This window comes from Micromonospora sp. NPDC050686 (assembly GCF_040654475.1).
Taxonomy (GTDB): Bacteria; Actinomycetota; Actinomycetes; order Mycobacteriales; family Micromonosporaceae; genus Micromonospora.
This window is the reverse complement of the sequence record NZ_JBFAID010000048.1, coordinates 12,780-36,496: the sequence shown is the minus strand read 5'-3', so window position 1 is coordinate 36,496 and position 23,717 is coordinate 12,780. Positions and strand designations below refer to the sequence as shown.

At 72.0% G+C, this 23,717-nt stretch carries 20 protein-coding genes and 1 other RNA gene; 17 read left to right on the top strand and 4 right to left on the bottom strand.

What is annotated here, in order from left to right; translation table 11 throughout:
* The first annotated feature begins 8 nt into the window (after nt 1–8).
* The 7 genes from efeO (at nt 9) to raiA (ending at nt 8,622) form a co-directional block, all read left to right on the top strand.
* Entirely contained in the window at nt 9–1,142 is a 1,134-nt protein-coding gene (gene efeO, locus AB0H57_RS25415; RefSeq protein ID WP_357510527.1) for an iron uptake system protein EfeO, read from the top strand.
* 64 nt (nt 1,143–1,206) lie between these two features.
* Nucleotides 1,207–2,565: an iron uptake transporter deferrochelatase/peroxidase subunit gene (gene efeB / locus AB0H57_RS25410; protein ID WP_357510525.1), complete on the top strand. Its 1,359-nt coding sequence runs from the start codon at nt 1,207–1,209 to the stop codon at nt 2,563–2,565.
* A gap of 172 nt (nt 2,566–2,737) precedes the next feature.
* Nucleotides 2,738–3,427, top strand: coding sequence for an MtrAB system response regulator MtrA (gene mtrA / locus AB0H57_RS25405; RefSeq protein ID WP_357510523.1), 690 nt, complete (start codon nt 2,738–2,740; stop codon nt 3,425–3,427).
* Between the two features lie 84 nt (nt 3,428–3,511).
* Nucleotides 3,512–5,194, top strand: a complete 1,683-nt coding sequence (mtrB, locus tag AB0H57_RS25400) for an MtrAB system histidine kinase MtrB (protein ID WP_357510561.1) — start codon at nt 3,512–3,514, stop codon at nt 5,192–5,194.
* On the top strand, nt 5,191–7,005 hold the full coding sequence (locus tag AB0H57_RS25395) for an LpqB family beta-propeller domain-containing protein (RefSeq protein WP_357510521.1): 1,815 nt from the start codon (nt 5,191–5,193) through the stop codon (nt 7,003–7,005). Before mtrB ends, AB0H57_RS25395 begins: the two co-directional genes overlap by 4 nt.
* A gap of 43 nt (nt 7,006–7,048) precedes the next feature.
* On the top strand, nt 7,049–7,729 hold the full coding sequence (locus tag AB0H57_RS25390; protein WP_357510559.1) for a ComF family protein: 681 nt from the start codon (nt 7,049–7,051) through the stop codon (nt 7,727–7,729).
* A 254-nt stretch (nt 7,730–7,983) separates the two neighbouring features.
* Entirely contained in the window at nt 7,984–8,622 is a 639-nt protein-coding gene (gene raiA / locus AB0H57_RS25385; protein WP_357510519.1) for a ribosome-associated translation inhibitor RaiA, read from the top strand.
* 223 nt (nt 8,623–8,845) lie between these two features.
* Here raiA and AB0H57_RS25380 read toward each other — a convergent pair whose 3' ends face one another.
* Nucleotides 8,846–10,000 (bottom strand): GNAT family N-acetyltransferase, encoded by a 1,155-nt coding sequence (locus AB0H57_RS25380; RefSeq protein ID WP_357510517.1) that lies wholly within the window; start codon nt 9,998–10,000, stop codon nt 8,846–8,848.
* A gap of 168 nt (nt 10,001–10,168) precedes the next feature.
* Between AB0H57_RS25380 and secA the strand changes: the two genes are divergently transcribed.
* The gene (secA, locus tag AB0H57_RS25375) at nt 10,169–13,075 is read left to right on the top strand and encodes a preprotein translocase subunit SecA (RefSeq protein WP_357510515.1); all 2,907 of its coding nucleotides are present in this window, start codon (nt 10,169–10,171) and stop codon (nt 13,073–13,075) included.
* 141 nt (nt 13,076–13,216) lie between these two features.
* On the opposite strand, the gene AB0H57_RS25370 is transcribed toward secA, so the two are convergent.
* Together AB0H57_RS25370 and AB0H57_RS25365 are read right to left on the bottom strand one after the other, a co-directional pair.
* Nucleotides 13,217–13,819, bottom strand: coding sequence for an Rv3235 family protein (locus AB0H57_RS25370; RefSeq protein WP_357510513.1), 603 nt, complete (start codon nt 13,817–13,819; stop codon nt 13,217–13,219).
* A 99-nt stretch (nt 13,820–13,918) separates the two neighbouring features.
* Nucleotides 13,919–14,146 (bottom strand): helix-turn-helix domain-containing protein, encoded by a 228-nt coding sequence (locus tag AB0H57_RS25365; protein WP_357510511.1) that lies wholly within the window; start codon nt 14,144–14,146, stop codon nt 13,919–13,921.
* A 219-nt stretch (nt 14,147–14,365) separates the two neighbouring features.
* Between AB0H57_RS25365 and AB0H57_RS25360 the strand changes: the two genes are divergently transcribed.
* Complete coding sequence (locus AB0H57_RS25360) at nt 14,366–14,875, top strand: hypothetical protein (RefSeq protein ID WP_357510509.1); 510 nt, start codon at nt 14,366–14,368, stop codon at nt 14,873–14,875.
* Between the two features lie 39 nt (nt 14,876–14,914).
* On the opposite strand, the gene AB0H57_RS25355 is transcribed toward AB0H57_RS25360, so the two are convergent.
* Nucleotides 14,915–16,048: a hypothetical protein gene (locus AB0H57_RS25355; protein ID WP_357510507.1), complete on the bottom strand. Its 1,134-nt coding sequence runs from the start codon at nt 16,046–16,048 to the stop codon at nt 14,915–14,917.
* A gap of 341 nt (nt 16,049–16,389) precedes the next feature.
* Between AB0H57_RS25355 and pruA the strand changes: the two genes are divergently transcribed.
* The 8 genes from pruA to AB0H57_RS25315 all read left to right on the top strand — a co-directional run bounded on the left by pruA (nt 16,390) and on the right by AB0H57_RS25315 (nt 23,593).
* On the top strand, nt 16,390–18,018 hold the full coding sequence (gene pruA / locus AB0H57_RS25350) for an L-glutamate gamma-semialdehyde dehydrogenase (protein WP_357510505.1): 1,629 nt from the start codon (nt 16,390–16,392) through the stop codon (nt 18,016–18,018).
* Between the two features lie 192 nt (nt 18,019–18,210).
* Nucleotides 18,211–18,726 (top strand): PadR family transcriptional regulator, encoded by a 516-nt coding sequence (locus AB0H57_RS25345; RefSeq protein WP_357510503.1) that lies wholly within the window; start codon nt 18,211–18,213, stop codon nt 18,724–18,726.
* Nucleotides 18,727–18,791: 65 nt separating this feature from the next.
* A complete protein-coding gene (gene prfB, locus AB0H57_RS25340) occupies nt 18,792–19,913 on the top strand; it encodes a peptide chain release factor 2 (protein ID WP_357510501.1) in 1,122 nt (373 codons plus the stop codon).
* Between the two features lie 118 nt (nt 19,914–20,031).
* Nucleotides 20,032–20,712, top strand: a complete 681-nt coding sequence (gene ftsE / locus AB0H57_RS25335) for a cell division ATP-binding protein FtsE (protein WP_222954530.1) — start codon at nt 20,032–20,034, stop codon at nt 20,710–20,712.
* A gap of 72 nt (nt 20,713–20,784) precedes the next feature.
* Nucleotides 20,785–21,660: a permease-like cell division protein FtsX gene (gene ftsX / locus AB0H57_RS25330; protein WP_357510499.1), complete on the top strand. Its 876-nt coding sequence runs from the start codon at nt 20,785–20,787 to the stop codon at nt 21,658–21,660.
* A gap of 150 nt (nt 21,661–21,810) precedes the next feature.
* Nucleotides 21,811–22,290 carry an SsrA-binding protein SmpB gene (gene smpB, locus AB0H57_RS25325; protein ID WP_357510497.1) on the top strand — a complete coding sequence of 160 codons (480 nt, stop codon included), beginning with the start codon at nt 21,811–21,813 and terminating at the stop codon, nt 22,288–22,290.
* 104 nt (nt 22,291–22,394) lie between these two features.
* Nucleotides 22,395–22,770, top strand: a transfer-messenger RNA (tmRNA) gene (gene ssrA / locus AB0H57_RS25320).
* 160 nt (nt 22,771–22,930) lie between these two features.
* Entirely contained in the window at nt 22,931–23,593 is a 663-nt protein-coding gene (locus AB0H57_RS25315; protein WP_357510495.1) for a hypothetical protein, read from the top strand.
* Nucleotides 23,594–23,717: the final 124 nt, after the last annotated feature.

Below are 23,717 nucleotides of genomic sequence, written 5' to 3'. Positions count from 1 at the left end.
CGACAACCATGCGTACCATCCGCCCTGTGCTGCTCGCCGCCGCCGGCGTGCTGGCCGTCGCCGGCGTCACCGCCTGTGGTGCGGACGGCGAGAAGGACGCCGCCACCAGCGACGCGGTGACCGTCAAGGCCACCGACACCACCTGCGAGGTCGGCACCACCGAGCTGACCGCCGGCCAGATCACCTTCTCGGTACGCAACTCCGGCAGCAAGGTCAACGAGTTCTACGTCTACGCCGCCGGTGACCGGGTGATGGGCGAGGTGGAGAACGTCGCCCCGGGGCTGACCCGCGAGCTGCGGGTGGAGCTGCCGGCCGGGGCGTACGAGACGGCCTGCAAGCCCGGGATGAGCGGCCGCGGCATCCGGGGCGCGCTCAAGGTGACCGGCGCGGCGGCGACGCCGAAGGCGGTCGACGCCACGCTGGCCGAGGCGACCGCCGGCTACCAGCGCTACGTGACCAGCCAGACCGCCGAGCTGCTGACCAGGACCGGCGAGTTCGTCGCCGCGGTCAAGGCCGGCGACGTGGCCCGGGCCAAGGCGCTCTACCCGGTGACCCGCACCTACTGGGAGCGGATCGAGCCGGTCGCGGAGAGCTTCGGCGACCTGGACCCGAAGATCGACGGCCGGGAGGAGGTCGTCGAGGAGGGCATGGAGTTCACCGGCTTCCACCGGATCGAGAAGGACCTCTGGACCACCGGCGACATCAGCAAGGACGGCCCGATCGCCGACCAGCTCCTCACCGACGTCAAGGCGATCGTGGCGAAGGCCAACGCCGAGAAGCTCACCCCGCTCCAGCTCGCCAACGGGGCCAAGGCGCTCCTCGACGAGGTGGCCAGCGGCAAGATCACCGGCGAGGAGGAGCGGTACTCGCACACCGACCTGTGGGACTTCAGCGCCAACCTGGAGGGCTCCAAGGCGGCGATCGCCGCGCTGCGCCCGGCCCTGGAGCAGCGGGCGCCCGACCTGGTCAGGCAGCTCGACGCGGAGTTCGCCAACGTGGAGCAGGTGCTCGGCCGGCACCGGGCCGGTGACGGCTGGAAGCTGCACACCGCGTTGAGCACGGCCGAGCTGAAGGAACTGTCGGACAGCGTCAACGCCCTCGCCGAGCCGGTCAGCCGGGTCGCCGCGGCCGTCGCCCGCTGACCGCCCGACCGCGGCCCGGCCCGCTCGCCACGCGGCCGGGTCACCCGTCGAAGCAGGAGGCCCGATGAGCAACGCCACCGCACCGACCGGGCCGGCGCCCGGCGGCGAGCCGACCGGATCGGCCGGCGCTCCGGTGGAGAACCGGCGCGGCGGTACGGTGTCCCGCCGCCGGGCGATCGCGCTGGCCGGCGTCGGGGTGGCCGGTGTCGCCGGGGTTTCCGGCGGGGCCGGGGCGCTGATCCGGGGCGCGACCGACCACGCGTCGGCGAACCCGGGCTCCGCAGCCGACGCGGTGCCCTTCCACGGCGCGCACCAGGCGGGCATCACCACCCCGGCCCAGGACCGGCTGCACTTCGTCGCCTTCGACGTGATCACCAAGGACCGGGCCCGGCTGGTCGCCATGCTCCAGGAGTGGTCGGCCGCCGCCGCCCGGATGACCGCGGGGCACGGCGCCGGGGTGTTCGGCGCGGTGGGCGGGGTGCCCGAGGCGCCGCCGGACGACACGGGTGAGGCGCTGGGCCTGCCCCCGTCGCAGCTCACCCTCACCGTCGGCTTCGGGCCGACGCTGTTCCGCGACGCCGAGGGGCGGGACCGGTTCGGCATCGCCGACCGGCGTCCGCCGGCGCTGGCCGACCTGCCGCACTTCGCCGGGGACGCGCTGCGCCCGGAAATCTCCGGCGGGGACATCTGCGTCCAGGCCTGCGCCAACGATCCTCAGGTGGCGGTGCACGCCATCCGCAACCTGGCCCGGATCGGCATGGGCGTGGTGGGCGTCCGCTGGTCGCAGCTCGGCTTCGGGCGTACCTCGTCGACCTCGCGGCAGCAGGCCACCCCACGGAACCTGTTCGGCTTCAAGGACGGCACCGCGAACCTCAAGGCGGAGGACGTCGACCTGCTCCGCGACCAGCTCTGGGCCCAGCCGGGGGACGGGCCGGACTGGATGACCGGCGGGTCGTACCTGGTCACCCGCAAGATCCGGATGCAGATCGAGACCTGGGACCGCAGCTCGCTGGCCGAGCAGGAGCAGATCGTCGGGCGGACCAAGGGCAGCGGGGCGCCGCTGGGCCGCCGGCAGGAGTTCGACGAGCCGGACTTCGCGGCTCCGGGCGAGGACGGCCAGCCGGTGATCTCGGAGACCGCCCACGTCCGGCTGGCCCACCCGAGCCGCAACAACGGCGCGCACCTGCTGCGCCGGGGCTACAACTTCGTCGACGGCTCGGACGGGCTGGGCCGGCTGGACGCGGGGCTCTTCTTCATCGCGTACCAGCGGGACCCGCGACGGCAGTTCGTGCCCGTCCAGACACAGCTGTCCCGGCACGACGCGATGAACGAGTATCTGCGGCATGTCTCCAGCGCCCTGTTCGCCTGCCCGCCCGGCGTGCGGGACGCCGGCGACCATTGGGGGCGGGCCCTGTTCGGCTGAACCGGCCGGGGCGCTGGCGGTCCGGCCCGGGACCAGGGATCATGGGGGGATCCGTCACGGGTCGCGGCGGCGTCGGTGCGGCACCGAAGGGTGCGCCCGGGCCGATCCGGGGCCCGAGCGTGCCGGATACGCCGATTCCACCTAACTGAAACGGGGATGCATCATAAACCCCATGAGAGCTCGGGTACTGGTGGTCGACGACGACCCCGCGCTCGCCGAGATGCTCGGCATCGTGCTGCGCAGCGAGGGCTTCCTGCCGTCGTTCGTCGCCGACGGTGAGCGGGCGCTGGCCGCGTTCCGGGACAGTCGACCCGACATCGTCCTGCTCGATCTGATGCTGCCGGGCATGAGCGGCATCGACGTGGCGCGGGCCATCCGCGCCGAGTCCGGCGTGCCCATCGTCATGCTGACCGCCAAGAGCGACACCGTCGACGTGGTGCTCGGGCTGGAGTCCGGCGCCGACGACTACGTGGTCAAGCCGTTCAAGCCGAAGGAACTCGTCGCCCGGATGCGGGCCCGGCTGCGGCGCGGTGAGGACGTGGCGCCGGAGATGCTGACCATCGGGCCGCCCGGCAACCAGATCACCATCGACGTCCCGGCGCACATGGTCAGCCGCGACGGCGAGGAGGTGAAGCTCACCCCGCTGGAGTTCGACCTGCTGGTCGCGCTCGCCCGCAAGCCGCGGCAGGTGTTCACCCGGGAGGTGCTGCTGGAGCAGGTCTGGGGCTACCGGCACGCCGCCGACACCCGGCTGGTCAACGTGCACGTGCAGCGGCTGCGCGCCAAGATCGAGCCGGATCCGGAGCGACCGGAGATCATCCTCACGGTCCGGGGCGTGGGCTACAAGGCGGGCACGGGCTAATCTGGTCACCCAGTGGCTACTCTCCGCGTACCCCCGAACCCCGCCGCCCGCCGCCGCTCCGCCGCGGTGGAGCTGTGGCGCGCCCTGACCGGCTGGTCGTCCCGGCTGGTCGCGGGGCTGCACCAGACCTGGCGGCGGTCGCTGCAGGTGCGGGTGGTGACCATCACCCTGGTCGCCTCCAGCCTGCTGGTCGGCGGGTTCGCCTACCTGATCGCAGACAAGATCACCAGCATCCTGGTGGAGAACGCCAAGACCGACGTGCTGCTGCGGTTGCAGAGCGGCAGCGACTACTCGGCCAAGCAGTTGAGCCTGTTCAACCAGCCCCAGGAGGCCCAGTTCCAGGACACCATCGACGGCACGGTCAACTACCTGGCCGGCGGTGACCCGCAGCAGACCAGCGGGGTGGTGGTCGCGCTGACCGCCGACAACTACACCACGGTCATCAAGCCACGCAGCTCGCCGGACGTGGACTTCCAGCCGCTGATCAGCCGGGAGCTGCGGGCCTCCGTGGCCGGCGGCAACATCGCGCACCAGATCCGCACCGGCGGGCTCACCGGCGAGGGCCGCACCAAGTACCTCGTGTACGGCTCGCCCGTGCCGACCCAGTTCGGCCAGGTCGAGCTCTACTACCTCGTGCCGCTGACCCGGCAGGAGGCCACCGCGGCGGACGCCCGGGCCACCGTGGTGGCCACCGGGGTGGCTCTGGTGCTCCTGCTCGGGCTGCTGGCCGCGCTGGTGACCCGGCTGGTGGTGACTCCGGTCCGGTTGGCTGCGCGCACCGCCCAGCGGCTCTCCGCCGGCCTCCTCGACCAGCGGATGGCCGTCAACGGCGAGGACGACCTGGCGCTGCTCGCCGCCTCGTTCAACCAGATGGCGACCAACCTGCAGCGGCAGATCCTGCGGCTGGAGGAGATGTCCCGGTTGCAGCGGCGGTTCACCTCCGACGTCTCGCACGAGCTGCGTACCCCGCTGACCACGGTCCGGATGGCCGCCGACCTGATCTTCGCCGAGCGGGACGAGTTCGACCCTGCCGTCGCCCGCAGCGCCGAGCTGCTCCAGGCCGAGCTGGACCGGTTCGAGGAGCTGCTGACCGACCTGCTGGAGATCAGCCGGTTCGACGCCGGGTTCGCGATGCTCGACGCCGAGCCGACCGACCTGGTGCCGGTGGTGCACCGGGTGGCCGACCGGCTGGCCGGGCTGGCCGAGCGGGTCGGGGTGACCGTCGAGCTGGACGTGCCCACCACACCGGTGATCGCCGAGGTGGATCCGCGCCGGGTGGAGCGGGTGCTGCGCAACCTGGTCGGCAACGCGGTGGAGCACGGCGAGTCCAAGCCGGTGGTGATCACCCTCGGCGCGGACGACACCGCCGTCGCGGTCACCGTCCGCGACCACGGGGTCGGGCTGAAGCCCGGCGAGGAGAAGTTGGTCTTCAACCGGTTCTGGCGGGCCGACCCGTCCCGGGCCCGGCAGACCGGCGGTACCGGCCTGGGCCTGTCGATCAGCCTGGAGGACGCCCGGCTGCACGGCGGCTGGCTGGAGGCCTGGGGCGCGCCGGGGCAGGGCGCCCAGTTCCGGCTCACCCTGCCCGCCCGGGCCGGCGACCGGCTGACCACGTCACCGCTGCGCCTGGTGCCCGCCGACGCGCCGCTGCCGTTCGGGGGTCCGCGCGACGGCGGCCGGCTGGCCATCGGGCCGGGCAGCGGCGGGGCGCTGGCGATCGGCCCGGCCACCGGTGCCGACCCCGAGCGGGCGGAGGCCCGGTCGTGAGGCGCCGGCTGGCCGGGCTGCTCTGCGCCGCCCTGCTCGCCACCGCGTCGGCCGGCTGCGGCATCCCGGATTTCACTGAGGTGCAGGTGGACGGGCGCGGCCTGCCCGCCGGTGAGGCCGGCTCGGCCAACGGGGTGCGGGACGAGCCGCCGGGCCGGCCGGCCGCCGGCGGTGACCCGCGCAAGTTCGTGCTGAACTTCCTCGCCGCCCCGGCCGGCGAGCCGGACGGCGCCTATCCGCGGGCCAAGCAGTTCATCGGCCAGGAGAGCCAGGACCGTCTCCAGGCCAAGCAGGGCAGCGAGGTCGCCCTCACCGTGGTCCGGCTGCGCGAGTCCCCGGTGATCACCACGAACAGCGACAGCACCTTCTCGGTGCGGATCGCGGTGCAGCAGATCGGCCTGCTGCGCGCGGACGGCACCCTCGCGCCGCCGGTGGCCACCGAGTCCGAGTACCGCTTCACCCTGCGCTACGCGGACTCGGCCGGCGTGGAGAACAGCAACCCCAGCCTGTACGTGACCGACCCGCCGAACGTGCTGCTGCTCAGCGACACCGCGCTGCGACAGTACTACCAGCCCCGCACGGTCTACTTCTGGAACAGCGACCAGACCCGGCTGGTGCCGGACCAGCGCTACCTGCCGCTCGCGGTGCCCAACGAGCGACGGGTCAACGAGGTGGTCCGGTGGCTGATCGGCGGGCCGTCGGAGTGGCTCTCCCGGGGCGTCACCCGGCTGCCGGACCGCACCGACCTGATCAACAACGCCACCGGCGCTGGCGACCGGTGGGAGGTCAACCTCGCCATGCCGGGCGAGGACGCGGGCAAGCTGAACCGGCTCGCCACCCAGCTCGCCTGGTCGTTGGACTGGCTGGACGGCCCGCTCGATCTGAAGATCCGTAACCAGACCCGGCGCACCATCGACCTGGACCGGGAGCGCACGGTCAACCCGGTGTACCGGTTGTCCGAGAGCGCGCAGCGGTTCTGCGTGTACGACGGGGCGATCCACCCGCTCGCCTTCCCCGGCGAGGCCAGCGGCCCGGTGCCGGTGGTGGCGGAGGAGAACCACCACGTCGTCGCGGCGGCGCTCAACCGGACGGACGACCAGATCCTGGCGGCGCTGGTGGTCACCGGGGCGGACAAGCGACTGCGGCTGCGGGTGGGCACCGGGCGGGACCCGGTCAACGTGTTCAACACCGCGCCCGGCTCGTACGCCTCGATGGGCCGGCCGGTGTGGCTGCGCGCGCTGGACAAGGGGCAACCGCACGGGCTGGTGGTGGCCGACGGCCGGCTCTACACCTTCGACCAGTCGCCCCGGCTGATCCCGGTGCCGCTGAGTGTGCCCGGCCGGGTCGGCGCGGTGGCCGCCGCGCTGGACGGGCACCGGATCGCGGTGATCGTCAACGGCCAGCTCTACGTCACGGCGGTCAACCTCGACGGCGGCGTGGTGACCGCGGGGCCGGCCCGGCGGCTGCCCACCTCGCTGACCGACCTGTCCGCGGTCGACTGGGGCGACGAGAACAAGCTGGTCGCGGCCGGCTCGGTGGGGCGTCCCGCGGTCTACGAGGTCAGCGTCGACGGCGCGGCGCAGACGGTGTTGAAGTCGGACGTCGGCGCCCGGGTCACGCACCTGACCGCGTACCCCACCAACGAGGTGGTGGCGCAGCCGACCAACGCGGTGATGTACGAGGCGAACGGCGTCTCCTGGTCGGACCCGCAGTTCGACACGATCAAGCGGACCCAGGTGCAGGGAGTCGAGTCGGCGCCCCCGGCGGGGCAGCGGGAGTCCAACCCGACCGCCCCGTTCTTCCTCTACTGACGTGCCCGGCGTCGGCGGGCTCTGGTCGGATCTGGCCGACCTGGTGCTGCCCGCCGACTGCGCGGGGTGCGGGCAGCGGCGGCCGGGTGGCCGGCACGGGGTCTGCCCGAGTTGCGTCACCGAGTTGGAGGCGCACCGCCCCCACCCGGTACGCCCCACCCCCGCCCCGCCCGGGCTGCCGCCCTGCTTCGCCCTCGGCCCGTACGCTGGTGCGCTGCGCGGGGCGCTGCTGGCGTACAAGGAGCGGGGCCGGCACGGGCTGGCCCGGCCGTTGGGCGCGCTGCTGGCGGAGGTGGTGGCGGTGGCGGTGGGCGGCGGGCGGCCGGTGCTGCTGGTGCCGGTGCCGGACACCGCGGCGGCGGCCCGGGCCCGGTACGGCGACCATCTGGGCCGGCTGGCCCGGCACGCGGCGGCCCGGCTCGCCGGGGCGGGGTGGCAGGTCCGGGTGGAGCGGGCGGTGCGGGCACTGCCGCGGCCGGACTCGGTGACGCTGGACAGCGCCGGCCGGGCGGAGGCGGCGGCGTCGGCGTTCCGGGCCCGCCCGGCGTGGCGGCCGGTCCCGGCCGGCCGGCGGGGGGCGGCGGAGCCGGTCGTGGTGCTGCTCGACGACATCGTCACCACCGGGGCGACGATTGCCGCGGTCAACGGTGTGCTGACCGCGACCGGACGGTCACCAGCGGTCGCGGCGGTCCTGGCGGCGACCGTGAAACGACACCATTCGTGACCGTGCGTGTTTCCGTTTCACCCGTTGGTGTATGAGCTGTGAAAATTCCTGGACCACAATGACAACCGGGGGTGACGGCTGGTCGAACAGAGGTTAGCGTTTTCGTGTCAGGGGTAGGAGGTCATTCCACCCGCCCCTGGTGGTGAGAGGAGGCGTAGCCGTACCGAACCGGTCGACGCCGAGCGTGGGATCTCCCGAAGGCGTCGTGACCGGGGAAGCCGGAACGAACGACCGTCCGAAAATAGGGAGGTCAGATGGACATCGTGGTCAAGGGCCGAAATGTCGAGGTGCCCGACCATTACCGGGTGCACGTGGCGGAGAAGCTCGCAAAGATCGAGCGCTACGATCACAAACTCATTCGCGTGGATGTGGAGTTGTTCCACGAGCGCAATCCGCGCCAGTCGGACCATTGCCAGCGGGTGGAGATCACCTGCGTTTCCCGGGGCCCGGTGATCCGGGCCGAGGCCTGCACGAGCGACTTCTACAGCGCGCTCGACGCGGCGATCGCCAAGCTCGACACCCGGCTGCGCCGGGCCGCCGACCGCCGGCGGGTGCACCGCGGCCGGCATGCGCCGCTGTCGGTCGCCGCCGCCACCGCCGGCCTGCCGGTGGCCGATCTCGACGGCCCCGGCCTGACGGCGCTCAACGGTCACGCGGCCACCGCGGTCGCGGAGCGGGACGCCGAGCCCGCCGACGAGTACGACGACCAGCCCTGGCACATCGCCCGGGCGAAGGTCCACCCGGCCGAGCCGATGACCGTGGACGACGCGCTGTTCCAGATGGAACTGGTCGGGCACGACTTCTACCTGTTCCACGACAAGGAGTCCGGCCGGCCCAGCGTGGTCTACCGCCGGCACGCCTACGACTACGGGATCATCTCCCTCGACGTCTGACCCCTGACCACCCACGACGCCGGCCGGCACCGGGCTCGGGGCGGGTGACCCCGCCGCGACCCGGCGCCGATCCGGCTCGTCGGCCACGAGATCTTGGGCAGTTGCCGCTCCTGGCGAACGACAACTTGCCAAGATTCGCGGCCGGTCGCGGCGCGGCGTACCCCTACATGCCGGCACCCGGCGGCCGGCGCGACACCGCGCGCCGGCCTCGATCACCTCCGGATCACGCCAGGTCCTCGGCGAGCAGGCCGGCCCGCCAGATGTCCACCCGCTTGCCCCGGTGGGTCAGCGCGCCGCGTAGGGTGCCCTCGACGGTGAAACCGGCCTTCTCCGCGGCGCGCCGGGAGGCGGCGTTGCCGACGTTGGCGCTCCACTCGATCCGGGCCAGGCCGAGGGTGGTGAACCCCCAGGCGGCGAGCGCGACCAGCGCGGCCGGCATCCAGCCGCGGCCCCGGGCGTACGGGGCGGTCATGAAGCCGACGTCGGCCAGCAGCGGGTCGGTGGGTTGCAGCCGCAGGTCGATCGTCCCGGCGAAGCGGTCGTCGGGACCGGCGATGACGAAACAGCCGCTGGTGCCCCGGGCCCAGCTGTCCCGGACGAAGTTCAGGTAGCCGTCGGCGTCGGTGCGCTGGTAGGGGTGCGGCACGGAGGTCCACCGGACGGTGTCGAGATCCTGGCAGGTGGTGACGACGTCGTCGAGGTCCCGTTCCTCCATCGGCCGCAGGCGCAGTTCGGCGCCGGCGGCGGTGGCGAAGAGGGTGGGCTGGGGCCGGCCGAAGACCGCGGCCCGGCGGGCGTCGAGGGTGCCCGGGCCGGCCGGCCCCACCTCGCCGGGGTCGGGCACCTCCCCGGGCAGCAGCGAGCCGACCCAGCCGTCCGGCCGCCCGCCCCCGGTGGAGTGCGCGAGCCGCAGTTCCCCGCCGATCCGGAAGCCCGTGCGGAGTGCCACCAGCCGGGACGCGTGGTTGCCCAACTCGGCCTGCCAGACCAGCCGGCGCAGCTTGAGCGCGTCGAACGCCCACCGGGAGACCGCCCGGGACGCCCGCACGGCCACCCCCCGGCCGCGCGCCCACGGCGCGGTCCAGTAGCCCAGCTCGGCGGAGTCGAGGCCACGGTCGATCGAGACCAGGCCGCAGGAGCCGAGCAGCTCGCCGGTGGCCGCGTCGCAGACCGCGAAGAGCGCCCCGCTGCCCTCGGCCCAGGCCCGACCGCTCAACTCCGTGACGAAGCCGCTGGCGTGTTCCGGCAGGTACGGGCGCGGTACGGTGGTCCAGCGCTGGATGTCCGGGTCCTGGCAGGCGCGGTGCACGTCGGCCGCGTCGGTGGGCCGCCAGGGGCGCAGCAGCAGGCCGTCCTCGGTGATCTCCACAGGCTCCATCGGGGCATGGTGCCCGATCGTTCGCGCTGGGCGTAACCCGATACCGCCCGTCGGGCGCGTCGACTGCCCGTTGTGCCGGATTCGGTGCTTCCGAGCGCCGCCACCAGTGACCATCGCCCCGGCGGAACGCCTACGATGGTTCGAGACTGTCTAGGGGAGCGTTGATCCGTGTCGATTCTGGAAAAGGTCCTCCGCGCGGGCGAGGGCCGTATGGTGCGCCGGCTCAAGGCCATCGCCAACGCCGTCAACTCGATCGAGGACGACTACGTCAACCTCACGGACGAGGAACTGCGGGGCCTGACCGAGCAGTACCGGGAGCGGATCGCCGACGGTGAGTCCCTCGACGACCTGCTGCCGGAGGCCTTCGCGACCGTCCGCGAGGCGGCGGCGCGGGTGCTCGGCCAGCGCCCCTACGACGTCCAGGTGATGGGCGGCGCGGCGCTGCACTTCGGCAACATCGCCGAGATGAAGACCGGTGAGGGCAAGACCCTGACCTCGGTCATGGCGGTCTACCTCAACGCGCTCTCCGGCAAGGGCGTGCACGTGGTCACGGTCAACGACTACCTGGCCCAGCGGGACGCCGCCTGGATGGGCCAGGTGCACGAGTTCCTCGGCCTGACCGTCGGCGTGGTGCTGCCCAACCGGCCGGCCAGCGAGCACCGCGCCGCGTACGAGTGCGACATCACCTACGGCACGAACAACGAGTTCGGCTTCGACTACCTGCGCGACAACATGGCCTGGTCGCGGGACGAGCTGGTCCAGCGCGGCCACAACTTCGCGGTGGTCGACGAGGTCGATTCGATCCTCATCGACGAGGCCCGCACCCCGCTGATCATCTCCGGCCCGGCCGAGCACTCCGCCCGGTGGTACCAGGAGTTCGCCGGCGTGGTGGGCCGGATGCAGGCGGGCACCGACGGCGAGGGCGACTACGAGGTCGACTACGCCAAGCGCACCATCGCGGTCACCGAGCGCGGGGTGGCCAAGGTCGAGGACCGGCTCGGCATCGACAACCTGTACGAGTCGGTGAACACCCCGCTGGTCGGCTACCTCAACAACGCCATCAAGGCCAAGGAGCTGTACAAGCGCGACAAGGACTACATCGTCAGCGACGGCGAGGTCCTGATCGTCGACGAGTTCACCGGCCGCATCCTGCACGGCCGCCGGTACAACGAGGGCATGCACCAGGCGATCGAGGCCAAGGAGGGGGTGGAGATCAAGCAGGAGAACCAGACCCTGGCCACCATCACCCTCCAGAACTACTTCCGCCTCTACGAGAAGCTCTCCGGCATGACCGGTACCGCCCAGACCGAGGCGGGGGAGTTCAACAAGGTCTACAAGGTCGGCGTGGTGACCATCCCGACTCACCGGCCGATGGTCCGCGCGGACCGGGCGGACGTCATCTACAAGACCGAGAAGGCCAAGTTCAACGCGGTCATCGAGGACATCGCCGAGCGGCACGTGGCCGGCCAGCCGGTGCTGGTGGGCACGGTGTCGGTGGAGAACTCCGAGATCCTCTCCCAGCTGCTGCGCCGCCGCGGCATCCCGCACTCGGTGTTGAACGCGAAGTTCCACGCCAAGGAAGCGGAGATCGTCGCCCAGGCCGGCCGCAAGGGCGCCGTCACGGTCGCCACCAACATGGCCGGCCGGGGTACGGACATCCTGCTCGGCGGCAACCCCGAGTACCTCGCCGCCAACGAGCTGCGCCAGCGCGGCCTCGACCCGGCGGAGAACGAGGACGAGTACGCCAAGGCGATGGAGGAGGTCCTGCCCACCTGGAAGCAGGCCTGTGAGACGGAGGCGGAGGAGGTCGCCGCCGCCGGTGGCCTCTACGTGCTGGGCACCGAGCGGCACGAGTCCCGCCGGATCGACAACCAGCTGCGCGGTCGCGCCGGCCGGCAGGGCGACCCGGGCGAGTCCCGGTTCTACCTGTCGCTGCAGGACGAGCTGATGAAGCGGTTCCGGGCCGGTGCGGTCGAGGCGGTGATGGAGCGCTTCAACATCCCGGAGGACGTGCCCATCGAGTCGAAGATGGTCACCCGGCAGATCAAGAGCGCCCAGGCCCAGATCGAGGGCCAGAACGCCGAGATCCGCAAGAACGTGCTGAAGTACGACGAGGTGCTCAACAAGCAGCGCCAGGTCATCTACGCCGAGCGGCTGCGGGTGCTCAACGGCGAGGACCTCTCCGACCAGGTCCGCAACATGATCGACGACGTGGTCGGCGCGTACGTGGTGGGCGCCACCAGCGCCGGCTACGCCGAGGACTGGGACCTCGACCAGCTCTGGGCCAGCCTGAAGCAGCTCTACCCGGTGGGCGTCACCGTCGACGAGCTGGAGGAGGAGGTCGGCTCCCGGGCCGGCATGGACCAGGACTTCCTGCTCGCCCGCCTCAAGGAGGACGCGAACGCCGCGTACGACCGGCGCGAGGAGACCCTCGGCGAGGAGGCGACCCGCCAGCTCGAGCGGATGGTGCTGCTCCAGGTCATCGACCGCAAGTGGCGCGAGCACCTCTACGAGATGGATTACCTCCAGGAGGGCATCAGCCTGCGGGCGTACGCCCAGCGCGACCCGGTCATCGAGTACCAGCGCGAGGGCTTCGACATGTTCGCCACCATGATGGACGGCATCAAGGAGGAGACGGTCGGCTTCCTCTACAACCTGGAGGTGCAGGTCCAGGAGCCGGAGCCGGAGGCCGAGGAGGTGCAGCTGCTGGAGAAGCCGGTGGAGATCCGGGCCAAGGGTCTCAACCGGGCGCCGCAGCAGCAGGGCCTGCAGTATTCCGCTCCCGCCGTCGACGGCGAGGCCGGTCGGGGTGCCCCGGTGATCGAGCGTTCCGAGGAGCAGGCGCCGGCGCTGGGCATCGGCGTTTCCGAGGAGCGGCCGGCCGCCCGGGCCAACGGGCCGCGCCGCGCGGCCGGTGCCAGCGGCCAGGCGATGGCCGCGGCCGGCGCGTCCCGGCGGACGAGCGCCCCGGGCCAGGCGGAGGCGAGCAACGGGCCGTCCCGCAACGCGCCCTGCCCGTGCGGTTCGGGCCGCAAGTACAAGCGCTGCCACGGCGCCGCCGGCGGCGGCAACTGACCCAGTCCGCCCGGACGGGCCCCGGCCTTCGGCCGGGGCCCGTCCGCGTTCCCGGGCCCCGGGTCTCGGCGGCGAGGTCGGGGGTCGGGGCTCGTCCGCGTTTCCGGGCTCGGGGTCTCGGTGGCGCGGGCCGGCGGGCGGTCAGAGCACCTGCATGGTGGTGCAGAGCCAGTTGCCGCGCCGCTGCTCCAGGCGCAGGGCCATCGCCCAGCTGCGCCCGGCGGCGTTGCCCAGCACGACGGCCACCTCGACGGCGGCGGGTCGGGGCTCGCACACCCGCAGCCGGCGCAGGCGCACGGCGGGGCGGGTCGAGCGGCGGCGGACCGGCCCGGAGCGGGCGGCGGCCCGGGCGAGCTGCTCGACCACGTCGGCGGAGCGGCCGGGCTCGCTCAGCGGGCGGATCTGGCCGATCGGCCGGTAGCCGTTGAGGATCTCGAGGCAGGTGGCGACGAACCGGTGAGCGGCCCGGGCGGCCTCCGGGGTGGCCGACGCCCGGGCGGTCGGCGGGATCGGAGCTGACCCCTGCCGTCCCGGCCCGGCGGGCGCCGGCCGGGGCCCACGCTGCCGCCCGGCGGGACGGGCCGGCTCGGGACGGGCCCGCTCGAACAGGTCGAGGGCCAGTTGCAGGCCGGCCGGCGGGAGCCAGGGGCCGGCCTCCTCGTCGGTGAACGGCGGGTCGATCGGTGGGGCCGGGCGCAGCCGGACCGGCGGACGCGGCGACACGGGACGGCGGGAGTCGGCCATCGTCAGCCTCGATCCTTACGTTTGCTTACGTTTGCCTTCGACAGCCTCGATTCTCCGGCATGAGAACGCCTCTGGTCAATGCCGGCGGCAGCCGTGGGGTCACTCCCCGTCGCGGTCGCTCAGCGGGTTGTCCCGGACCCACCCGGCGGTTTCCGCGTACTTCTGCTGGATGTACTCCTCCAGGCGGGCCCGCTCGACCCGCCACTGGCCCCGCCCACCGATCTTGATGGCGGGCAGCTCCCCGCTCCGCACCATGTGGTACACCTGCGAGTCCGACACGTTCAGCTCGGCGGCCACGTCGGAGAGCAGGAGGAACCTCGGTTCCATGGTGAACTCCCGGGGTTGACGTCGTTTGCCTCAGTTTGCCATCGGTGGCTTCGGCGGCCCAACGCCCGGCGCGCCGGCACGCCGGGCCGCTGTCGGGGGACACGCCGGCGTGGAACTTCCGCCTGGCCGGTGCGCGGTGTATGACGGTCACGGCGTACGGCATGATCTGCGCCCGGGACCGGCGGCCGCCGGTCCGGGTTCGAGCAGGGGAGACGACCGGTGACCGACGAGCTTGTCCGGGTGTACGTGCCGGCGACCGTCCCGATGCTCGGGCGGCTGCGCGAGGAGGGCCTGATCGGGTCCGGGGCGCACGCGGTCACCCCCGGCCTGCGCGAGTGGTACGCCGAGGGCGACGAGGAGGAGTTGGAGTACGTCGCCTTCACCCGGGCGGCCCAGGACGCGTTGCTGTTGCTGCGTGACGACCCGTCGGCGCCCAGCCGCCGGGTGGTGGTCTCGGCCGACCTGCCGGCCGCGTCGGTCGGTCGGGCCGACGGCGAACTCGGCTCCAGCGCGGTGCTGCTGCGAGGGCCGGTGCCGGTGGGTGCGGTGGCCGCTTTGCACGTGGACGGCGCGGAGGCGGTCGAGGATGTGGCCGCTGCCGCGGCGGTGGCCCGGGAGGCGCTGGCCGGGGACCCGGACGCCCAGTTCACCGTCGACGGCGCCGAGGACCACGAGCTGGAGTGGTACGACGTGACCGAGTTGGAGCTGCTGCTGCGCGCGGCTTCCTGACCGCCGACCCCGGCCGGCGGAATCGGTGGCGACCGCCGGTCAGCGGTCGGCCGGTTCCTCGTCCTCCTGCTGGGTCGGGCCGAGCGTGCGGCCGAAGGCGATCAGCGCGGTCAGCGCGCCGACGAAGAGCACCCAGATGGCGTTGTCCATTCGGGACGCGCCCATCGAGGTCTGCGCCACGGCGTCCGCGTCGCTCAGCGCGGCGGCCAGGTCCAGCAGCCGGCGACCGCCCACCCGGATGATCAGCTCGGCGAGCAGCAGGAGCAGGCCCGGCCCCGCCCCGGCGAGCAGGTACGCCGGCCAGCGTAGCGCCGGTGCGGCGGGGTCCCGGCGTGCCGCCCGGCGGCGCGCCCAGCTCAGGTAGCCGAAGGCGATCAGTCCGGCCAGCAGGCCGGCGAGCAGGGACTCGGTGCGGGACACCCACCGGGCGGCGGCCACCATGCCGGCCTGGGTGCCGTCGGCGCCGAACAGGTCGAACAGCGGGTCGCGGGCCCGGCTGAAGGCCACCACGAATACCAGCGTGCCGAGGGTGGCGGCGACGACCGCGCCGACCGGGGCGGCGGTGCGGGCGCCCGCGAGGGCGCCCCCGATGATCGCGGCGGCGGCGCTGGTGCCGGCGATGGTGTTGGTGGTCGCGTTGTCCGGGTACGTCAGGTTGATCGCCACGGCGGTGACCAGCCCGACCAGCAGGCCGGTGCCGATCGCCACCAGGAAGCGCAGGGTGGCCCGGTCGGCGCCGCGGCGGGCGACCAGGTCGGTGGTGGCCAGCGCGACGGCCGTGCCGGCCACCAGCGCGGCGGAGATCACCCCGGGCAGCGCGAAGGCCGAGAGGCTGAGCGCGGTGACGCCGGCGGCGGCCGACTCGATCGCCTGTCGGGTAGACCAGAGCATGGCCGCCAGCCAGCCGGCGGCCACCAGGGCCAGCACCGGCGCGCCGGGGGCCCAGACGGTTCCGCCGGTGGTCGGCTCGATGTCGCCGGGGGCGTCCTCGGCCGGCTCGGGCCCGGCCTTCGCGGCCGGCCCGGCTGTGGTGTCGCCGGCCGGCCGGGTCAGGGCGCCGTCGGCCGGTCCGGTCACGGTGTCGCCGGCCGGCGGGCCGCCGGCGACGCCCGGGTCGGCGTCGGCGGGCCGGTCCGGTTGCGCGGCCGTCGAGCTGCCGGGCTGGTTGCTCATCGTCTCCCCTTCGACACCGGACCCGCGGGAGGCGGGCACATCACCGGCAAACCAGCCTACGCGCCCGGCGAATCGGCCCCGCCGCCGTGCGCGCACCCTCCGTTCCTTCGGTTGTCGGGCCTGCCCGGAAAAGGATCGCTGCCGATGACCTGTCCGGACCTCACGATCGACGGAGCGGCCGGGTGGCGGGCGCGCGACCGGTGGCCTCGTCGGCGTGGGACAATCGGCCGAGGTCCCGCCGCCGCGACCGGTCCGCCGCGTGGCGCCCGGCAGCCGGCCGCCCGGTCGCTGCCCGCGGGTCCGATTTCGCCACCGCCGTCGAGATCGCACAGGAGCCTGTGATGGACGCCGTGTTCTCCGTACCCGAGCCGCGCAACGAGCCGGTCCACAACTACGAGCCCGGCAGCGCCGACCGGGAGCGGCTCCAGCGGCGGCTGACCGAGCTGGCCGCCGAGCGGATCGACCTGCCGATGACCATCGCCGGCGAGCAGCGGATGGCCGGTGGTGCGCCCATCGACGTGGTGCAGCCGCACAAGCACGCCCACGTGCTCGGCGTCACCGGGCACGCCACCCACGACGACGCGCGCGCCGCCGTCAAGGCCGCCAAGGACGCCGCGCCGATGTGGCGGGCGCTGCCGTTCGAGGAGCGGGCCGCGATCTTCCTGCGCGCCGCCGACCTGCTCGCCGGCCCGTGGCGGGACACCCTGAACGCGGCCACCATGCTCGGCCAGTCGAAGACCGCCGTGCAGGCCGAGATCGACGCCGCCTGCGAGTTCATCGACTTCCTCCGGTTCAACGTGTACTTCGCCCGCAACCTCCTCGCCGAGCAGCCGCTCTCCTCGCCGGGCGTGTGGAACCGCTTCGACCACCGCCCGCTGGAGGGCTTCGTCTACGCGGTCACCCCGTTCAACTTCACCGCGATCGCCGGCAACCTGCCCTCGGCGCCGGCGCTGCTGGGCAACACCGTGGTCTGGAAGCCGGGTCCGACCCAGCAGTTCGCCGCCCACTTCACCATGCGGCTGTTCGAGGCAGCCGGCCTGCCGCCCGGCGTGATCAACATGGTCACCGGGCGCGGCGAGGAGGTCTCGGACGTCGTGCTCGCCGACCCGGACCTGGCCGGCATCCACTTCACCGGCTCGACCAAGGTCTTCCAGCAGCTGTGGCGGACCGTCGGGGAGAACATCGCCAGCTACCGGGGCTACCCCCGGCTGGTCGGCGAGACCGGCGGCAAGGACTTCGTGGTCGCGCACGTCAGCGCCGATGTGGACGCGCTGCACACCGCGCTGATCCGGGGCGCCTACGAGTACCAGGGGCAGAAGTGCTCGGCCGCGTCCCGGGCGTACGTCCCCCGGTCGATCTGGGAGGGTGGGCTGCGCGACCGGCTGGCCGCCACCGCCGACTCGCTGACCTACGGCGACGTGACCGACTTCAGCAACTTCGGCGGGGCGGTCATCGACGACAAGGCGTTCGGCCGGCACAGCGCCGCGCTGGAGCTGATCTCCGGCGACGACAGCTGCAAGATCCTGGCTGGCGGCACCGCGGACGACTCGGTCGGATACTTCGTCCGGCCGACGCTCTTCGAGTGCTCGGACGCCGCGCACGAGACCTTCACCACCGAGTACTTCGGCCCGATCCTGGGCGTGCACGTCTACGACGACGCGCGCTTCGACGAGGTGGTCCGCCAGGCCGAGTCGATCGCCCCGTACGCGCTGACCGGGTCGATCTTCGCGACCGACCGCCGGGTGGTCGACCAGGTGGCGGAGAAGATGCGGTACGCGGCCGGCAACTTCTACATCAACGACAAGCCGACCGGCGCGGTGGTCGGCCAGCAGCCCTTCGGCGGGGCCCGGGCCAGCGGCACCAACGACAAGGCCGGCTCCTGGCACAACCTGGTCCGCTGGACGTCGCCGCGGACGATCAAGGAGACCTTCGTCCCGCCGACCGACCACACCTACCCCCACATGGGCTGAGGTGTAAGGAGGGGCCCCTTGTCAACAGACGTCTGTTGACAAGGCGCCCCTGCTAACCGCGCCCGGGCGCCCGGTGGCGGGCGGCGGGCGCGGTGCACTGTCGTCGGCCGACAGTGCACATTGGAAATCCCGATGGGTGGCGAAAACGGCAAATCCTGGACGTCGGGTCGGCAAAGTGGCAGCTTAGAGGGCATGGCGGAATCCGGAGTCAACCCGACGGCGGCGGCCCTGCTCGGCCTGCTGCACGACGGACCGATGACAGGCGGCCAGCTGATGGCCGCCGCTGAGCGCCGGCTGGCGCCGTACTGGTCGATGACGCGCAGTCAGGTCTACCGGGAGCTTCCGGTGCTGGCCGAGCGGGGTTTCGTGCGGCTGGGCAAGCCGGGTCCCCGGATGAGTCAGCCGTATGCGATCACCGCGGCCGGAAAACGGACGTTCTCCCGCTGGCTGGCCGAGAACCCGGGGCGGGACACCATCCGCAACCCGGTGGCCCTGCGCATCGCCTTCGGCGGCCTGCACTCGGCCAGCCAGCTCAAGAACCTGTACGCGACGGCGAACGAGTACCACACCGAGGCCCTCGCGGCCGTCCGCGAGCAGGTGAAGAACGCCAAGAAGGAGGGCGACGGGTACGACGCCAGCGCGCTGGAGTTCGCGGTCGCCTATCACAAGGCGGCGCTGTCCTGGCTCAAGAGTGCACCCGTCGGCTGACCGCCTGCGGCGGGTCGGGCGGCTGAGGTGAACAAGCCGCCGGTGGCACAGTACGCTTGTCTGTCGTGACAGCTGCCGATTACGCCGAACAGCTCAAGGAACTCGACGCCACCCTGCGCAACATCGAGGCGGTGCTCGACCTCGACAAGCTGCGCGAGGAGAAGGCCCGGCTGGAGGAGCAGGCGTCCGCGCCGGATCTCTGGGACGACCAGGCCCGGGCGCAGGCGGTGACCTCGCAGCTGTCGTACGTCAACGGCGAGATCGACAAGCTGGGCAGCCTGCGCTCCCGGCTCGACGACGCGCAGGTCCTGCTGGAACTCGCTGAGGCCGAGTCCGACCCGGGGGTGCTGACCGAGGTCGAGACGGAGATCGCCGGGCTGGGTAAGGCCATCGAGGAGATGGAGGTCCGCACCCTGCTGTCGGGCGAGTACGACTCCCGGGAGGCGCTGGTCGCCATCCGGGCCGGCGCCGGTGGCGTGGACGCGGCGGACTTCGCCGAGATGCTGCTGCGGATGTACCTGCGCTGGGCGGAGCGGCACGGCTACCCGACCGAGGTCTACGAGACCTCGTACGCCGAGGAGGCGGGCCTGAAGTCGGCCACCTTCACGGTGAAGGTGCCCTACGCGTACGGCACGCTCAGCGTCGAGTCCGGCACCCACCGGCTGGTGCGGATCAGCCCGTTCGACAACCAGGGTCGCCGGCAGACCAGCTTCGCCGGCGTCGAGGTGCTGCCGGTGGTGGAGCAGACCGACCACATCGACATCCCCGAGAACGAGATGCGGGTCGACGTCTACCGGTCCTCGGGCCCGGGTGGGCAGAGCGTCAACACCACCGACTCCGCGGTGCGGCTCACCCACATCCCGACCGGCATCGTGGTGACCTGCCAGAACGAGAAGTCCCAGCTGCAGAACAAGGCCTCCGCGCTGCGGGTGCTCCAGGCCCGGCTGCTGGAGCGCAAGCGGCAGGAGGAGCAGGCCAAGCTCCAGGGCCTGAAGACCGACGCCGCCGGCTCGTGGGGCGACCAGATGCGGTCGTACGTCCTGCACCCGTATCAGATGGTGAAGGATCTCCGAACCGAGCAGGAGACCGGCAATCCGGCCTCCGTCTTCGACGGGGAGTTGGACCCCTTCATCGAGGCCGGGATCCGGTGGCGTAAGCAGCAACAGTTGGCCGGCGACGCTGCGTGATCACGCGTGGGCGGAGCGCGTCGTCGATCTTTCGTTGACCGGGTGAATCGATGACGCGCCTCGCATCGCCGGGGCGGGGCGCTTGGCTCCGTCGTTACACGGCGTAGACTCACCACCCGTGATTCAGCTTGAGCAAGTGACGAAGACGTACCCGAAGGCGTCCCGGCCTTCGCTCGACAACGTGTCCGTCGCGATCGAGAAGGGTGAGTTCGTCTTCTTCATCGGACCATCCGGCTCCGGCAAGTCGACGATCATCAAGATGCTGCTGCACGAGGTCGCCCCCAACAAGGGTCGGGTCGTCGTGAACGGCAAGGACGTCACCTCGATGCGCTCCTGGAAGCGACCCGCCTTCCGGCGCTCGATCGGCTGCGTCTTCCAGGACTTCCGGCTGCTGCCGAACCGCACCGCGTACGAGAATGTGGCCTTCGCCCTCGAGGTGATCGGCAAGACCAAGGCGGTGGCCCGCCGGGTCGTGCCGGAGGTTCTCGAGCTGGTGGGTCTGGGCGGCAAGGAGCACCGCTACCCGCACGAGCTCTCCGGTGGTGAGCAGCAGCGGGTCGCCGTGGCGCGGGCGTTCGTGAACCGGCCGCTGATCCTGCTGGCCGACGAGCCGACCGGAAACCTGGACCCGGACACCTCGATCGAGATCATGCGCCTGCTCGACCGGATCAACCGCACCGGCACGACCGTCGTGATGGTCACGCACGACTCCAACATCGTGAACCAGATGCGCCGTCGCGTCGTGGAGATCGAGAGCGGCCGCATCGTGCGCGACCAGGCCCGCGGCGTCTACGGCTGAGCCGAACGCTTCGCCGAGCCGTAGATCCCTGACGACGAACACCTCACGCCGGAGAGCCGGAGGAATTTCCCGATGCGGATGAAGTATGTCCTGACCGAGGTGATGGTCGGGCTGTGGCGCAACGTCACCATGACCATCGCGATGATCATCACGATGACGGTGTCGCTGTTCCTGCTCGGCTTCAGCGGCCTTCTGTACCAGAAGGTCGGCGACATGAAGGACCTCTACTACGAGAACGTCGAGGTCTCGATCTTCCTGGACACCGAGGTCAGCGCGGAGGAACGCACCGAGCTGGAGGCGAAGCTCAAGAACGACCCGCTGGTCAAGGAGAGCACGTACGTCGACAAGAAGGAGGCGTACGAGCGCTTCCAGGAGATGTACAAGGACGCTCCGGACCTGGTGAACGCCGTCAAGGCGGACCAGCTGCCGGAGTCCTTCCGGCTGAAGCTGGTCAACCCCGAGCAGTACAAGAACATCTACGACCAGTACAAGGACACCGGTGGCGTCGAAGAAATCGTCGACCAGAGCAAGCTGCTGGACAAGGTGTTCAACGTGCTCACCGGGATCCAGAACTTCACCCTGTTCATCTCGGTCGTGATGGCCGCCGCCGCCCTGTTGCTGGTCGCCAACACCATCCAGGTGGCCGCGTACAGCAAGCGGCGGGAGGTCGCGGTCATGAAACTGGTCGGCGCCTCGAACTGGTTCATCCAGGCGCCGTTCGTGCTGGAGGCGGTGGTCGCCGGCCTGATGGGCGCGGTCCTGGCACTCGGCTGGTTGGTGGTCGGCAAGTACCTGCTCGGGAGCGGGTCGATGGCCTCCCTGGAGGGCCTGATCACGCCGATCTCCTGGTCCGAGATCTTCCTGATGTTCCCGATCATCGCCGGCATCGGCAGCCTGGTCACCGCGATCACCGCCTGGGTGACCCTCCGCTTCTACCTGCGGGTCTAGTGCTACCGGCGGTCTAGTTACCGCGTCAGCTCTCCGGAGGGCCCCTTCGCGCCAGGAATAAACGGCGCGGAGGGGCCCTTGTCCCTCGGGTAGCATGATCTCCGCTCCGCGGCCGGTGGCCGGGGGCCGAACGGGAGGGAGGTGGCGCCGATGCCACGGGAAAAGGGCCGCAAGGTGGTCGCCTCCAACAAGAAGGCCCGCCACGACTACGCCATCCTCGACACGTATGAGGCGGGTATGGCGCTGACCGGCACCGAGGTCAAGTCGCTGCGGGCCGGGCGGGCCTCGCTGGTGGACGCGTTCGCCCAGGAGCGCAACGGCGAGCTCTACCTGCACGCCATGCACATCCCGGAGTACACCCAGGGCACCTGGACCAACCACGAGCCCCGGCGTACCCGCAAGCTGCTGCTCAAGCGCCTGGAGATCGACCGGCTGATCGGCAAGACCCGCGAGGGCGGCCTGACGATGGTTCCGCTGCAGGTCTACTTCTCCGACGGCTGGGCCAAGGTCGAGATCGCCCTGGCCAAGGGCAAGAAGTCGTACGACAAGCGGCAGGACCTCGCCAAGCGGGACGCGGACCGGGAGATCCAGCGGGCGGCCGGCCGGCGCGGTAAGGGGATGAACGAGTGATTCATCCCGTTTCGTCCGGTCGGCAGGATCCGGCGGGGCTCGGGATGAATCCGGTTGCGGCAGGCGTTAGGCTTGTCAGTGCCGCCAGCACGGCGGCCTGTCGAGGGGGTGACTGGTTTCGACTTCGTACGTTGCGGCAGGGGAAGCGAGCCGAGGAAGCCGACGTCGTCTCGTGAATCGGTCGTCGGAAACCAATAAGCGCCAAGAACAATCGCGCTGACTTCGCTCTCGCCGCCTGAGGCGAGTAGTGAGTCTGTCGGCCTGGGAGCGCCTTCGACCCAGTTAGCCGGCATCAGCTAGGAGGCTGGCCAATCGGACCCGGTCGCGGGGTCCGTGCGGCGAGATCAATCAGCGACTGGGCCCGTCACACCGACTCGCTCGCGTGATCGGAGGGGCCGAGTAGAGGCACAGCGAGCTGCGCTCGGAGAAGCCCTGACAAGGCGGCGAAGGACCCGGGTTCGATTCCCGGCACCTCCACCACCTGGCCTGTGCGCCCCGGTCCATCAGCGGACCGGGGCGCACAGCCGTCTCTGCGGCCGGTCGCGCCGGCCCCCGCCGTGGCCAGCCGGTCACGCCGTCCGTGGTCACGGGGGTACGCCCGCCGGACGGCGGCTGGACCGGACGGCCTACCCTGCGGATCGTGACGTACCAGAGGTTGCGCCTGTCGGTCGGCGCCGCGCCCGGGCAACGCGCCTTCACCGCCGTGGTGGGCATCCTGTTCACCGCCTTCGGCGCTGCCTTCGTGCTGCTGCCCCTCACCGCGGACGCCCTGCTGCGCCGGATCACCGGCTTCGGCGACCCGCTGCCGTCGTACGAGGATGCCCGTGACCTGCCGCCCGGGATGCTTCCGCCCGACCTGGCCGGATCGCCGGCCGACGACGGGCTGGGCGGGATGCGGCTGATCGGGCTCTGCGGGTTGCCGTTCGTGCTGCTCGGGATCTGGTTCGTGCTGCGGGTGCTGCGCACCGCGGCGTGGCTGGACGGGACCCGGGCCGAGGTGCGCGGCGCCTTCCTCACCCGGACGGTGGACCTGGCCACCGCCGAGATCGGTGCGGGGGCCGCGGCGTACCGGACCGGCGACGAGACGGTGCTCCGGGTGCCCACCGTGGTCGCCCGGGACCCGAGCAGCGGCCGGCAGGTCACCATCCCGTTGCGCGGCATGGGCCTGGCCACCCTGCCGCCGCACGAGCTGCGCGCCCTCGCCGACGCGATGACCACCGGCCGCCCCACCGGTGGCCGCGACGGGGACGTGCACGCCCTCGCCGGGCAGTTGCGCGAGATGGCCGCCCGGCCGCTGGGCTGACCCGGCCGCCCCGGGCGGAGTGCGGCGTGACCAGCGGGGCCACTGGTACGGATGGGTCGAATGAGGCGGCCACCGCCCCTGGACAGGGCGAACGAACGGGGGCCACCATCGCTGTACGCGGTAG

Coding starts and splice junctions, on each gene's coding strand:
- mtrA (WP_357510523.1), top strand. CDS start 2,738: ATGAGAGCTCGGGTACTGGTGGTCGACGACGACCCCGCGCTCGCCGAG.
- efeO (WP_357510527.1), top strand. CDS start 9: ATGCGTACCATCCGCCCTGTGCTGCTCGCCGCCGCCGGCGTGCTGGCC.
- AB0H57_RS25345 (WP_357510503.1), top strand. CDS start 18,211: ATGGCGGAATCCGGAGTCAACCCGACGGCGGCGGCCCTGCTCGGCCTG.
- AB0H57_RS25355 (WP_357510507.1), bottom strand. CDS start 16,048: ATGAGCAACCAGCCCGGCAGCTCGACGGCCGCGCAACCGGACCGGCCC.
- AB0H57_RS25380 (WP_357510517.1), bottom strand. CDS start 10,000: ATGGAGCCTGTGGAGATCACCGAGGACGGCCTGCTGCTGCGCCCCTGG.
- raiA (WP_357510519.1), top strand. CDS start 7,984: ATGGACATCGTGGTCAAGGGCCGAAATGTCGAGGTGCCCGACCATTAC.
- smpB (WP_357510497.1), top strand. CDS start 21,811: ATGCCACGGGAAAAGGGCCGCAAGGTGGTCGCCTCCAACAAGAAGGCC.
- pruA (WP_357510505.1), top strand. CDS start 16,390: ATGGACGCCGTGTTCTCCGTACCCGAGCCGCGCAACGAGCCGGTCCAC.
- ftsX (WP_357510499.1), top strand. CDS start 20,785: ATGCGGATGAAGTATGTCCTGACCGAGGTGATGGTCGGGCTGTGGCGC.
- efeB (WP_357510525.1), top strand. CDS start 1,207: ATGAGCAACGCCACCGCACCGACCGGGCCGGCGCCCGGCGGCGAGCCG.
- AB0H57_RS25365 (WP_357510511.1), bottom strand. CDS start 14,146: ATGGAACCGAGGTTCCTCCTGCTCTCCGACGTGGCCGCCGAGCTGAAC.
- AB0H57_RS25370 (WP_357510513.1), bottom strand. CDS start 13,819: ATGGCCGACTCCCGCCGTCCCGTGTCGCCGCGTCCGCCGGTCCGGCTG.